We start from the raw sequence: 12,883 nt of genomic DNA on the forward strand, positions 1-12,883 counted from the left end.
TGTGCGTGCGAGCGGCCGCGACGGTCGGCGACCCCGCTACAGGAACCACTGGTGGACGTAGAGGTTCGTCAGATACACCGGGAAGTACGAGGCCGGGAAGATGAGGATGAACCCGTTCAGCCCCATGAGTAGCCCGTTCATCAGATGGAAGACGATAGCCGTTCCGAAGAACAGTGTCGTCGTCGACGGGTCGACGACGAGCACCAGCGGGTAGAGACACTCGAAGATGATGACAGACCAGGAAGCGAACAGGCTGACGTTCGGGTATGACGTGAGGAGGTCGTACACTCGATTCTCCCCGAACGTGTAGGTAGCGAACACGCCCTGGAGGCCGGTACCGGACCGCCAGTCGGACGAGATGAGCTTGAGGTAGCCCGCGATCGCGTACGCGAGGATTCCCTGGACTGCCATGAACAGTATCGCCGCGACCCGCACGACGCTCCCTTCGGGGAACAGCGTCCCCAGGAACAGCCCGATATTCATCACCATCACCATGTGGTAGGCGCCGCTGAGACCGACGAGGATACGGTAGAGGATGACGACGTCGGTCAGGAACAGCACGCCGAAGAGCGCGGGATGCAGGGCGTCCAGGGCGGCAGCGCCGGCCAGGAGGACGCCGAAGACGATGCGGGTGACGAGCACGGCTTTGAACCCGGTCGGTTCGACGAACGGTTCCACGAACCTCGACCCCGTGTTGTTCTGGAAGTAGAGCTTGAAGACGCGCCAACTGAGCAGTCCGTCGTCCTCGAGGGTGCCCGCGCTGGAGAGCTGTTCGAGTCCCGACAGGCACGCCCAGAGCGCGACGAACGCGGACATGGCACGGAAGGCGAGGTTGGTGTCGATGATGCCGTCTATCATTGTTCGAGCTTGTGGAACTGCGAGATGTAGATCGGTTCGTACTGGGTTTGCTCGCGCGAGTTGGCCATGATGGCGAACTGGGTTGCGTCGCTCATACGGGAGTGGTCTTGGAGCGAGACGCAGTTGAGCAGCGACATGTACAGTATGGAGCCTTGCTTGTCGCCGAGGTCGACGGGCTCTAGTTCGAGCTGTTGGGCGTTCTCCTCGTCGGCGACGGCCGACGACCCGTCGGTCGTCTCGTCGGCTTCGACGGGTTCGTGTTCGTCGGCGACGGTGCTCGTGAAGTGCTCGACGACGTCGAAGAGGGCCTTGTCACGGTAGATGTCGGTGTTCCAGAACAGGTGAGTCCACTTGCGTTCCATGCCGAACCGCGGGACGCGCTGCCACGCCGTCTTCGAGCCGTCTACCCGTTTGTCCCTGTAGAAGAGGTGGTAGTCGACCTGGCCCGGGGTCGGAGCGAAGAAGCTCCATCCGGGGATTATCGGTGCGAAGTCACCGACGATGCGGCGGAGGAGAGAGCGAGAGCGCTCCGTCGAGTTCAAGATGGTTACAGCTATCCACGCGAGGAGGACGAAGATTATCGGCACAGTCAGTGGACTCATGTTTCAGATTGCGTTTTGCTGATAGGCTCATTAAATTTACTGATATGCGCGCAAGTTTCACGTAATCGGAGATGGGAAAACACGCCTGCCGGAATCGACTGGCGCGTCGCGTTAGGTGAGGACTGGTCGTCGTCGAGCCGGTCGATGGTATCGGCCGGCCCGGGAATGCCGTCGAGTGGAGACCGGGGCGCGACCCTGCGACCTTGCTGACCGTTCGGTCCCTGGGTGTGATTGTTCGGCTACACGTCATCGTTGCGGCAGGACGAGGTCGTCAGGCCGCTTGGGCGTTCCAGTTGTATGTGGTGGTGAGGGCGGCGAAGACGGTGGCGAGGACCGCCAGGGAGACCGGGTCGATCCCGAGTACGGGGACGTTCGCGATGGCCAGTACGACGAAGACGACCGCGAGCACCCAGAGGGCGACTATCTGGACGCGCCCGCCAGGGAGTTGGTCCTTCAGACCCATAACCATCAGTAACGGCAGCAGGTCCTTAAATCTTTTTGAAGGTTACACTTGTTGAAAAATCTTCGGCGGCGGCGGGGTGTTGACGCGGGGTCGGCCTCGCGAGCGACCCGGTCTCGGCCGACCGGTGAGTGTGGACGCCTCAACCCAAGAGAACGAATTCAAACGACTCTTGATATTGTTTATCATGGGTCAGTATTCTCTGGATAAAATATGTCTGTCCAATCGAGCTAGATATTTTCTTATCTAAATTATAGAACGATGCGTGCGTCGAGATGACGGAATCGACGATCCGACGAATCTGCCAGCAGGGGTGGACCTATCGATTTTCTATTGCTACCGGCCCGCTCTCAAAATTCGAAAACTATCCGTCCATATAACTTTTCTTGCAATAAATTTATTAGCGTATCCCGTAAATATGTTCTCGGTTGTATGTCAGAGCAATTTGACAGCTTCGACCAAGGTGAAGTGACTGCTAACGGACACCGCCGCGTCGCACCGCCCGTCATCCGCGTGGCGGACGACGACGTCCAGGACGTCTCGATGGGGCCCATCGAGGGTAGCCTCGTCCTCCTCCACGGGAGTGCCGATTCCGAGGTCATCGAGGAGTTCGACCGGTCCGTTCGGACCGGTGACGGCGCCGCCTTCCGTCAACTGATGGAGGACGAACTCGAAGCGTACACCGACGCCGAGGACGCCCCGCAGACGGCCGACGACGCTGCTACGGCCGACCTCACGTACCACGAACGGACGGTCGTCGACGACCTCGCCGTGGACGATGACTCCTTCGGCGTCGCCGTCGCCCCCTACCAGGGCGGCGAACTCGACGAGGACGCGTTCTCTGTCGAGCAGGACGTCGACGACGCGGCGGACGTCCAGTACCGTCTGGTCGTCGTGCCGCCGACCCTCGACGAGGGCGAGCAGGACGCCAACCAGATGATCCCCACCGAGACGGACGGCGACTCCATCCGCGTCGACACCGACTCGAACCTCTGTGTCGGCGTCTTCGCCGCCGCAGCGTTCGGGTTCGCGGTCGGGACGGCCGTCGCCGCCGGCGGCGACGCCAACCTCTCCCGGGACTCCCTCGCCGAGGCGAGCCTCGAGGAGACCGAAGAGACCACCGTCAGCGCCTCGGTCGACGAACTCATCGAAGCACAGAGCTAAGCCGACAGCGTCCTCGAGCGACGCCCGCTTCTTCGTCTCCGTCGTTCGATTACCGGACGGCCACCGCCGTCGCTCGAACGTGCCGGCCGGCCGCTCTCAGGACGCGAGTTCGAATCCGGTGACTCGCCCGAGCGCGAACCGGTACGCGACCGACGCGAGCGTGACGCTCGCGACGACGCTGCCAGCCACGCCGAGCATCGCTGCCGCCGCCGGCGGCACGGGGACGACGGTCGCTACCGTCTCGGGCCCGTACACGCCGACGAGCGCGGGGACGCCGAGGCAAAGGACGACCACGAGGTAGAGCATGACGGACTGCAGGCGCGGCGGGTACATTCCGCGACTGCTGTGTATCGAGATGCCCTCGAACTGGGGGAACGAAACGCCGATGGCGAGGGAGATGAACGGACCGGTCGCTCCGAGGACGACGCCGAGGACTGTCACGGCGAGCACCGACGACAGCGGGAGCGTGGTGGTGACGCCCGCGGCGAGCGTCGCCACGCCGACGACGATCGTCCCGGGGATAGACGCGGCCAGGGCGTGTCCGTTCAGTAGCGTGGCGCCGCCTTCCGGCGTCGTGAGCGTCGCCGGCAGCATCGGGCCCTCGTTCCCGAGGGGGTTGAGCGTCGTTCCGACGCCGAACGTCGCCGCACCGTACGTCGCCACGGCGTAGGGGAGCATGGTCGGGTACGCGTTCACGGCCGCGGCGCCCGCGCTGATGGTGAGCGACAGCAGGAGCCCGCCGAACAGCAGCACTCGCGGGCGACGGCGGACCCGCCACCAGGTCACCCTGGCGACGGCGGCCGCCTCCCTGGTCGCCACCTTCCGTGCGAGTCGCGGGAGGAACCCGGGCGAGTCCGAGCTCGCGTCCGTCGACGTCGTCGAGCGGTCGTCGGCGTACCAGAGGCTCGCGCCAACTCGCCCGGCGGCGAGTGCACCGCAGACGAAGACCAGCGGCCCGGCGGCGAGCACCACTCCGGCTTGGACGAGAGACGTCTCCGCGGCCGTACCCAGGAGCGCGAGGTCGGCGTACCACGCCAGCGGCGTGCCATGCACGACCGCGAGCGGGTCGGCGAGTACTCTGGTCGCGAGGAACCCGACGACGACGATGGGGCCGGCGACCAGTGCCTTGTTCTCCCTCAGCCACCGAACGCGCCTGAACGCGAGCTGGACGCCGAGCATCGCCGGGTAGCTGATTCCGACGGCGGTGAGGATGGCGGCGGCGCCGGCGAGGAGCACGAACGCCGCCGCCGCGGCCGACCCGACGCCGGCACCGAACGCGAGCGCGGCGGCGACGACGATAGCGCCGCCGAGCCTGATGGTGAACCCGACGTACGTGACCATCTCTCCCAGCGCTATCTCGCCGGGGGCGACCGTGACGAGGAGCCCCTCGAGTTCGTTGACGACGCCGCCCTCGGTGAGTTCAGGGAGTGCGACGAGGTACCCCAGGAACAGGAAGAACCCGACGGAGACGGTCCGGATGGTCTCGAGGACGGCCGTCGACTCACCGGCGGCGAGGCGCTCCCCGAGGCTGTACGCGGCATCGGACGTCATCAGGTCCTCGTACACGGGAATCGGCGCCTGTCCGACGACGGTCGGGATGAGTAGGAGGACTGGCAGGACGTTCATCGCAGCGAGGGCCGGGCGTTCGCGCAACTGCCGTAACTGCCGCACGGACTCGATGCCGGCGATTCGGAGGCTCTTTGAGAGAGATGTCTTCATTGGTGGCCGTGATTACGGGGTGACCTCGCCCTCGCGGTCGGTGGTGATGTCGATGAACGCGTCTTCGAGCGACCAGTCGGTTCCGGCTTCCGCGCGGCTAGTCAACTCGCCAGGCGTCGCTTCAGAGACGAGCGTCCCGTCGTCGAGCACCCCTACGGTGTCGGCGAGTTCCTCCACGACGGGGAGTATGTGCGTCGAGAGGAAGATGGTCGTGCCGCCGTCGGCGAGTTCGGTGAGGACTTCGCGCATGGTCCGGGCGGCGTTCGGGTCGAGACCGCTCGTCGGTTCGTCGAGGAACAGGACGGGTGGGTCGTGGAGGAGCGCCTGCACGAGTCCGACCTTCTGGCGCATTCCCGTGGAGTAGTCCTGGATGCGTCTGTCGGCGTCCTCGAGGAGGTCGAACCGGTCGAGCCACGATTCGACCCGGTCGTCGACCTCGGCGTCGGGGACGCCGCGCAGGTCGGCGTAGTACGTCAGTTGCTCGACCGCGGTCAGTTCGTCGTACAGCGGCGGGCGCTCCGGGAGGTAGCCGACGTTCGCGCGTACGGCGTCGCGGTCCTCGATGGCGGCGCCGGCTATCGAGGCCGTTCCCGCGGTCGGCGTGGTGAGACCGACCAGCATCCGCATCGTCGTGGTCTTCCCGGCGCCGTTCGGGCCGAGGAAGCCGTATATGTGGCCGCTCGGGACCTGGAGGTCGACGCCGTCGACCGCGACTTCGTCGCCAAACGTCTTCCGTAGTTGGGTGGCTTCGATGGCGAAACGTCGAGACACGATGTCCCGTAGCCCGTGTCAATTCATCAAAGTTGCGGACTTGTTTAAAACCCACTTCGGTCCGAAATGGATTAGGGCGCGCGCGCCGAAGGATCGGGTATCGTGACGGACGTCAAGGAAGCGCGCGAGGCTATCGCTGCCGGCCATCCCGTCGTCCTGTTCGACGGTGTCTGTAATCTGTGTAATCGGTTCGTGCAGTTCGTGTTGCCGCGCGACGCCGACGGCCGCTTCAGGTTCGCGTCGCTCCAATCGTCGGTCGGGCAGGCGTTGCTCTCGGAGTACGACCTCGACCCGGGTCAGCGGGAGACATTCGTGCTCATCGAGGACGGTGCGGCGTACACGAAGTCAGAGGCGGCGCTGCGCGTCGCGGCGAATCTGGACGCACCGTATCGGTACGCGTGGCCGCTTCGGTTCGTTCCGTCCGCGGTCAGCGACGCCGTCTACGACTTCGTCGCTGCTCGCCGCTACGAGTGGTTCGGTCGGAAGGACCGCTGCATGATGCCGGATGCCGACGTCTCGAACGCGTTCCTGTCGGACGGCCCTGCGGACGGTCAGCGGTCGGTCGAGTGACCGTCCATCCGTCCACGGCCGCGGGTTCGAACCACAGTAGTACTTATCAATATTTATTGTAGTGGGTATTGTAAACGGCGGCTACATGGAGGATAACCGACATCAGGCGTACGACCGGGGGAGCACTATCTTCTCGCCGGACGGCCGCCTCTATCAGGTCGAGTACGCCCGACAGGCGGTCAAACGTGGGACGACGAGCGTCGGGCTGCGGACGGAGAGCGGCATCGTGCTCGCTGCGTCCCGCCGGGTTCGTTCGCCGCTGGTGGTCCTGGAGAGCATCGAGAAGACGCACTACGTCGACGACCACATCGCTGTCGCGAGTGCAGGCCACGTCGCGGACGGGCGACACCTCATCGACGTCTGCCGTCGGGATGCGCAGGAGAACCGGTTCGAGTTCGACCGACCGATCTCGGTCGCGGAGCTGACCGACCTCCTGAGCGAGTACATCCAGGAGCGCACGCAGACGGGCGGCTATCGGCCGTTCGGTGCGGCGCTACTCGTGGGCGGCGTTCGCGACGGGGAGTCGCGACTGTTCAGTATCGACCCGTCGGGGACGACGTACGAGTGGACGGCGACGGGTATCGGGAACGGTGCGGAGGCCGCTCGCGAGTCGCTCGCACAGCGCCACGAGGAGTCGATGAGTCTGGACGAGGGCGTCGACTTGGCGCTGGAGACGCTCGCACCGTTGACAGAGACGGTTCGCCCGGGCGTCTTCGACGTGTCTGTTGTCGACGCGTCGACGGCGTCAGTGGAGTTGCTCTCGACGGAGACCGTCGACGCCCACCTCTCGGAACTCGACGTGTCGGTCGACGACGAGTAGTCGCCGGCCGCAGTCGGGCAGCACCCGGAAGCGTTCGCGGGCCACGGCGCGGCGCTCTTCCTCGTTCTCGGCATTCACTCCTCCGACGTCGTCGGGTTTGGGGGACGGTCCGGGTCGACGGCGATTCAGCTGACTGCGTCGAGTACTGTGGGGCCGCCAGTGACGAGTCCGGCGCCCAGTACCACGAGGAGGACGCCGGCGAGCACGCCTTTCGTGACGCGTTCGAGGTCACGGAGCCAGATGGCGGAGAAGGCGATGGTGAAGAGGGGTGCGGTGGCGACGAGGGGGTCGACGACGGCGACTCGCCCTTGGGGGTGGGCGAGCGCGGTGAACATGCTGAGGAGGGCGACGGCGGTGATGGTGCCGCTGGCGGCGAACACGACGTAGGTGCGCGGTGGTTTCTGGAGGACGTCGCGGCGGCCGGTGGCGGCGAGGAACGCGGCGAGCGCGACGAGCGCGGCTAGCTCGTTGATGGCGACGGCTTCGAGTGCGCTGGCGTCGCCGAGCTGGAGGCCGTAGCGGCGCGCGACGTTCCCGACGGCGAACGCGGCCGCGGCGGCGAGCGGCACGAGGAGGTCCTGGGGCTGCCACCCTTCGATGTCACCGCCTTTCGCGACGGCGAGGACGCCGAGGCCGAGGACGAGGACGGCGATACCGACGGCGGTCGGGGCGGAAAGGGGTTCGCCGATGAAGCCGACGGCGAGCGCGGTGGCGAACAGTGGGCGTGCGGAGAGGACGGCGCTGGAGATGCTGGCGCCGACGCGCTGGTTCCCGGCGAAGATGGCGATGCGGCCCAGGGCGGTGCCGGTGGCGCCGGCGAGCGCGAACACGGCGAGCGTCTCGACGGAGATGCCGCGGAACGGCGATGGTTCGAGGAGGGCGATGGCGGCGAGGTAGATGGTGGAGTCCGCGAGCACGACGACGAGCGACGCCTGCAGGGGCGTGCCGCCGTCGGAGAGCGCGCGCTTCTCGATGACGGGCGTGAACCCCCAGAGGACTGCTGGAAGGAGCGAGAGTGCGACGACGTCGAGCGGTGCGGAGAGCGCCACGCGTGGTGGTGTGCGCGGGAGCGCCATAACCGGCGGGGAAGCGGGGAACGTGGCACGTGCGATGGCGTCGGCTGGACGCGGGGGACGCGCGGCCGCTAGCCACTTATCGGGGTGCCACGTACTAGCACGACTGCATGACCGAGCTGTCGCGAGCGGGTCGGGAGCGACTCGCCGCCATCCGGGCGGCGGGGTCGCTCTCCGCGCTCGCCGACGTGGTGGACGCCGCGGCCGAGCACGAGGCGTACTTCGCGGCGAAGGACGCGTGGCGCCGGCTCCGCGGCCGGGAGCTCGACGGCGTCGACGAGGTCGTCGAGGCCGGTGCTCGGGTGCCGGGCGCGACGGTTCGCGTCGGCGAGCGGTCCGTGCACGTCCACGGTATCACGCACGCGGACACGGACGCGGAGCGCGAGTTCCTCCGCGAGCACGTCCGGGGGTTCCTCGACGCCGGCGCGACCGTGTACTGCGAGCAGGGCATCCGCGGGATGTACTTCCGGGACGTCCCGGGCGTGTGTGGGATGGACGACTATCGGTGGGCGCTCCGCGAGTGCCAGCGGCGCGGCATCGAATCGCACGTCGACGGCGACCCGTTCGATTCGCTCGCCGAAGACGTCGGGGACCTCGCCTCGGAGTTCCGGGAGGCGGCGTTCTCGCTCGTGGACGCGAGCGGCGACCGGTTCGGGCGGCGGTTCGAGCGCGCGGTCGGGAGCGTCGCCAGCGAGTTCTTCCGGAGTCACGCCGACCACGCGACCGGCTCGGACTTCGCGTCGTTCCGACTGCGCGAACGCGCCGCCGAGGACCCCAGCGCGCTCTGGCGCCTCCAGCGGTACTACGAGTGCGCGTTCCTCCCGCAACCGCTCGAACGCGAGTGGCTGCGGCGCCACGACCCCGAGCTCGAACTCGTCACGCACGCCCGGAACGCGCGGATGGCCGACTACGCGGTCGCCCACGCCGACGGAACGACGACCGGGGAGACGGGTGACGCCGAGGGGATGCAGCCGGGCGATCCGGGTGCTGCGGACGACGACGCGTCGGCGCAGTGCCGGGAGTTCGGCGACGTCCACCTCGTGGTCGGCGCAGCCCATCAGCCCGGCGTCCGGTACTATCTGGAGCGGTATCGCGACGGCGAGCGGCGCGTCGAGTCGTTCGACGCCGTCCTCGAATGACCCCTGGTCGCGACGACCGGGTGCTCGCCGCGGAGGGAACGTCGTCCGAATGCCGGCCGCTCGCCCGGTGAACCCCGTCGAAACCCCCGTGGGGAACGACGGTGCTCGCGCGCACTCGACCGAGACCCCTCTACAGAGAAACCTGTCTAGAAAGTGGATGGAGATGGTCTGCATCGAGGGCTGATGGAAAGTACCGGAGTGGCCGCGAGACGCAGTCTCGAAGCCTCGAACCGGAGTCTGGCGATTCGCCCCGTCGAGGGGCCGAACGAGACCGTCAGGTTCCGGCAGCACTTGCATTCACCACCGACGGCCGAGAAACCCGCTCGAACCTGCATATGCAGGCAGTACCGATATAAAGTGCTGGATTAGAAACGTGAATGGATTTGAAGACCTTGATTGATACGGGGGAATATACGATGTACATCTCGACACCTGCCCAAGCATAGGATGTTCGTACAGTTCCATCTCGACTCCCAGGTCCTGTCGACAGCACTCGAGCACGCGCCGGGGATGCAGGTGGCGGTCCAGCACGTGGACTCCTCATCCTCGATACCGCTCCGGAGTGTCTTCTGGGCGTCGGAAGGCGACTTCGAGTCGTTCGAAACGGGACTCGGCGTCGACGAGACGATCACCGACTCGCGGTTGATCGCGGAGAACGGCGACGAACGCCTCTACCGCGTGCACTACGACCTCGACCAGCCGGACGTCGACATCTACGAGGCGGCGATCGACTCCGACGGCGTCTTCCTGAAGGGGGAGACGGACGGCGACGGCTGGACGGTGAAGATGCTGTTCCCGACCCGGGACGCGTTCAACGAGTTCCGGGAGGCGTGCGCCGCAGTCGACCTGACGGTGGACGTCGACTCGATATACAGCAAGCCGTTCTCCGGGTCCGGGGACGAGATCGCGCTCACGGACCCGCAGCGAGACCTGTTGACGCGCGCCGTCCAGGTCGGTTACTTCGACATCCCGCGGGAGACGACCCTCCAGGAGCTCGGCCAGCAGATGAACATCTCCGGGCAGGCGGCGTCCGAGCGCCTGCGCCGCGGGATGGAGACGCTCATCCGCGAGACGGTGACGGAGGAGACGCTCGCCGAGGAGGAGAACAGCAACACGTAGGCTGACGGCGCTCGGAGTCGAGAGTCATGACCGAGGACGCTGGCGTCCCGTCGACGGACGCCGTGACCACTGACCGCGCGGGCGGCGACAGCGACGGCGATGGCGGCTGCGTCGCCGACGGACGCTGCGTCGTCGGCGGCGTCGCGGTGTTCGGTGTCGCCGTAGACGAGGCGACGCGGTGCGCGCACTACGACACGGACCGTGACGTCGTCGCGATACGGTTCGCGTGCTGCGAGCAGTTCTATCCGTGTCACGCGTGCCACGACGCGGTCGCGGACCACGACGCGACCCGCTGGCCGCGCGAGCGCTTCGACGCGCCAGCGGTCCTCTGTGGCGCGTGCGAAACCGTCCTCTCGATAGCGACGTACTTGGACTGCGGGCACGAGTGCCCGGCGTGCGGGCACGCGTTCAACCCCGGGTGCGGGGCGCACGCCGACCGCTACTTCGACGTGTAGCTCGAGGCTGCTCTCTTCGTGCGGCGTTGCGCGCCTCGACGTCCCCGTCAGTCGTCCGCGGGTGTCGGTGCGTCGACGTCGCGGGTCGCGGGTTCGCTGTCGTCGTCGCCTTGACGCGGTGGAAGGGCGGTGGCGGCGTCGGCGGTGAGCGCGTTCACGACGCGGCGGCCGTCGCGCGTCCGCTCGACGACGCCGGCGTCCGCGAGCTTCTGGAGGTGGTGCGTGACGGTGCTGGGGTCCCGGTCGAGTGCGTCCGCCAGGTCGCCGTTGGGGGCGGGGCCGTCGTCGTGGAGGGCGCGGACGAGCGCGGCGCGCGTCGGGTCCTTCAGTGCGTCCCGGAGCGGTTCGTGCTCGCTCCCGACTGGATAGTACCGGCGGTGGCCGTCGACCTTCCGACTGTGCACGAGTCGTTCGTCCTCGAGGACGCGGAGGTGGTGGCGGACGGTGGACAGCGACGCGTCGGTCGCGTCGGCGACAGCGGACAGATGAATGCCGGGGTCGTCGTCGATGATCTCGTATGCGTTGTCGCGGACGTCGTGCTCGAGCGGGTCGCTGTCGTCGTACCGGCTGTACTTGTAGACGGGAACGCCGGGGATGCGGTGTAGTCGGTCCTCGAGTTCGCGGCGCGCGGTGCTCGCGAGCGCCCGGAGTGGCGTGGGCGAGGTCGCGCCGAGCGCGCTGGCGCTGGCGGTCGTCGCGGTCCCGATGCCGGCGGTCGCGAGGAGGGTCGCGAGCGCGAACGCGGTCGCGGTGCCGCCGGGGAGCGCGCCGTACCACGCGGTCGCGGCTGGGCCGTCGATGCCCACGAGTCCCGGGTCGGTCTCGTCGGTCGCGCCCGTGCCACCGCCGACGCCTGCGCCGGGGCCGTCGTCGGCGCCGTCACCGCTGGTGTCGCCGAGCGCACCGCGGTCGTTGGTGTCCGCGAGCGCGGCCTGCTCGCCGCCGCCTGCCGTCTCGGACCTCGCGGCGTCGCCGTCACCGGCGCCGCTGCCGCCGTCACTGCCACCAGCGCCGCCGGCGCCGGCACCGCCGTCGCTTCCGTCGAGCGCGTCGGTCGCCCCGTCGGTCGCCTCCAGGGCGCCGTCGAGGAGTCCGGTCGTACTCGTCGTCGTTCCGGCGACGACGCCCGACAGCAGGCCGGTGCTCGACATCGTCGAGACCTCGAGGACGCCCTCGACCGTCGCGGTCGACAGGTCCGTGACCGTCCCGGCAAGCGACCGCATCCCTGCTGTCTCCACGGTCGCGGTCACGCCTGCTATCGTCTCGTTCGCGAGGGAACTACTGGTGTTCGCGACGCTCCCGGTCGTGTCCGTGACGCTCTCGGTCGTGTCCGTGATGCTGCTGGTGGTGTTCGCGTTCGCGTCCGTCGCGTTCCCGGTGGCGCCCGTCGTGCTGTTCGCGACCGAGTCGGACGCGTCCCCTACCGTGGCGGTGGTCTCGTTCGTCAAGCCGTCGCCGGTGGCGTTGCCGACGGTGGTGTTGCCGGCGAGGTCGTCACTCGTCGCGTTCCCGGTGGTGTCGTTGAGCGTCCCGTCGGTCGTATTGTCGATGGTGTCGGTGGTGTTGTCGACGGTGCCGTCAGTCGTATTGTCGATGGTGTCGGTGGTGTTGTCGACGGTGCCGTCAGTCGTATTGTCGATGGTGTCGGTGGTGTTGTCGACGGTGCCGTCAGTCGTATTGTCGATGGCGTCGGTGGTGTTGTCGACGGTGTCGGTGGTGTCGTCGACGGTATCGGTCGTATTGTCGGGGTTGGTGGTGCTGTCTGTGGTGTTGTCGACAGTGTCGTCGGTGGTGTTGTCGATGGTGCCGTCGGTGGTGTTGTCGACGGTATCGGTCGTATTGTCGACGGTATCGGTCGTATTGTCGACGGTATCGGTCGTATTGTCGACGGTGTCGGTGGTGTTGCCGGTGAGGCCGTCGTCGGTGGTGTTGTCGGGAACGGTGGTGGCGTCGGTGGCGGTCGCTACGGGAGGCGCAAGGAGGACGAGTGCGACGGCGAGGAGCGCGAGCGCCGTCGTTGCGGCGTCTCTGGTGCGAGCGACCGATGTCACGTTGACGCATGGCTAGCCGCCGCTGGCCAAGTAAGTTTGCAATTATTACCGTTCGCGATGGTGGCCGCCATCGGTTCGTGCT

Annotated in this window: 13 protein-coding genes; 6 read left to right on the top strand and 7 right to left on the bottom strand. The window is 67.2% G+C overall.

The genetic code is table 11. The features are described from left to right. Nucleotides 1-36 precede the first annotated feature (36 nt). From ACZ48X_RS15325 to ACZ48X_RS15335, 3 genes are all read right to left on the bottom strand, one after another. Nucleotides 37-858, bottom strand: a complete 822-nt coding sequence (locus ACZ48X_RS15325; RefSeq protein WP_336348880.1) for a hypothetical protein — start codon at nucleotides 856-858, stop codon at nucleotides 37-39. Continuing rightward, nucleotides 855-1,460 carry a hypothetical protein gene (locus tag ACZ48X_RS15330; protein WP_336348879.1) on the bottom strand — a complete coding sequence of 202 codons (606 nt, stop codon included), beginning with the start codon at nucleotides 1,458-1,460 and terminating at the stop codon, nucleotides 855-857. Before ACZ48X_RS15330 ends, ACZ48X_RS15325 begins: the two co-directional genes overlap by 4 nt. 271 nt (nucleotides 1,461-1,731) lie before the next feature. Then, the gene (locus ACZ48X_RS15335) at nucleotides 1,732-1,923 is read right to left on the bottom strand and encodes a hypothetical protein (RefSeq protein WP_336348878.1); all 192 of its coding nucleotides are present in this window, start codon (nucleotides 1,921-1,923) and stop codon (nucleotides 1,732-1,734) included. Nucleotides 1,924-2,352: 429 nt separating this feature from the next. Between ACZ48X_RS15335 and ACZ48X_RS15340 the strand changes: the two genes are divergently transcribed. Further along, on the top strand, nucleotides 2,353-3,084 hold the full coding sequence (locus ACZ48X_RS15340; RefSeq protein ID WP_336348877.1) for a hypothetical protein: 732 nt from the start codon (nucleotides 2,353-2,355) through the stop codon (nucleotides 3,082-3,084). 96 nt (nucleotides 3,085-3,180) lie between these two features. Here ACZ48X_RS15340 and ACZ48X_RS15345 read toward each other — a convergent pair whose 3' ends face one another. Further along, entirely contained in the window at nucleotides 3,181-4,803 is a 1,623-nt protein-coding gene (locus ACZ48X_RS15345) for a hypothetical protein (protein WP_336348876.1), read from the bottom strand. A gap of 12 nt (nucleotides 4,804-4,815) precedes the next feature. Further along, nucleotides 4,816-5,577, bottom strand: coding sequence for an ABC transporter ATP-binding protein (locus tag ACZ48X_RS15350; protein ID WP_379761999.1), 762 nt, complete (start codon nucleotides 5,575-5,577; stop codon nucleotides 4,816-4,818). 99 nt (nucleotides 5,578-5,676) lie between these two features. Between ACZ48X_RS15350 and ACZ48X_RS15355 the strand changes: the two genes are divergently transcribed. Both ACZ48X_RS15355 and ACZ48X_RS15360 read left to right on the top strand, forming a co-directional pair. Next, nucleotides 5,677-6,144: a thiol-disulfide oxidoreductase DCC family protein gene (locus ACZ48X_RS15355; RefSeq protein WP_336348874.1), complete on the top strand. Its 468-nt coding sequence runs from the start codon at nucleotides 5,677-5,679 to the stop codon at nucleotides 6,142-6,144. An 85-nt stretch (nucleotides 6,145-6,229) separates the two neighbouring features. Then, entirely contained in the window at nucleotides 6,230-6,964 is a 735-nt protein-coding gene (locus tag ACZ48X_RS15360; protein WP_336348873.1) for an archaeal proteasome endopeptidase complex subunit alpha, read from the top strand. A gap of 125 nt (nucleotides 6,965-7,089) precedes the next feature. Here the strand turns inward: ACZ48X_RS15360 and ACZ48X_RS15365 are convergent, their stop codons facing one another. Beyond that, nucleotides 7,090-8,013 carry a DMT family transporter gene (locus ACZ48X_RS15365; RefSeq protein WP_336348872.1) on the bottom strand — a complete coding sequence of 308 codons (924 nt, stop codon included), beginning with the start codon at nucleotides 8,011-8,013 and terminating at the stop codon, nucleotides 7,090-7,092. Nucleotides 8,014-8,147: 134 nt separating this feature from the next. Here ACZ48X_RS15365 and ACZ48X_RS15370 point away from each other — a divergent pair, with 134 nt between their 5' ends. The 3 genes from ACZ48X_RS15370 to ACZ48X_RS15380 all read left to right on the top strand — a co-directional run bounded on the left by ACZ48X_RS15370 (nucleotide 8,148) and on the right by ACZ48X_RS15380 (nucleotide 10,750). Beyond that, nucleotides 8,148-9,176, top strand: coding sequence for a hypothetical protein (locus ACZ48X_RS15370; RefSeq protein ID WP_336348871.1), 1,029 nt, complete (start codon nucleotides 8,148-8,150; stop codon nucleotides 9,174-9,176). 447 nt (nucleotides 9,177-9,623) lie between these two features. Next, a complete protein-coding gene (locus ACZ48X_RS15375; RefSeq protein ID WP_336348870.1) occupies nucleotides 9,624-10,295 on the top strand; it encodes a helix-turn-helix domain-containing protein in 672 nt (223 codons plus the stop codon). Between the two features lie 146 nt (nucleotides 10,296-10,441). Next, entirely contained in the window at nucleotides 10,442-10,750 is a 309-nt protein-coding gene (locus ACZ48X_RS15380; protein ID WP_379761997.1) for a CHY zinc finger protein, read from the top strand. Between the two features lie 47 nt (nucleotides 10,751-10,797). Here the strand turns inward: ACZ48X_RS15380 and ACZ48X_RS15385 are convergent, their stop codons facing one another. Further along, nucleotides 10,798-12,801 carry a winged helix-turn-helix transcriptional regulator gene (locus tag ACZ48X_RS15385; protein ID WP_464379820.1) on the bottom strand — a complete coding sequence of 668 codons (2,004 nt, stop codon included), beginning with the start codon at nucleotides 12,799-12,801 and terminating at the stop codon, nucleotides 10,798-10,800. Nucleotides 12,802-12,883 lie beyond the last annotated feature (82 nt).

The organism is Halorubellus litoreus (assembly GCF_055378595.1).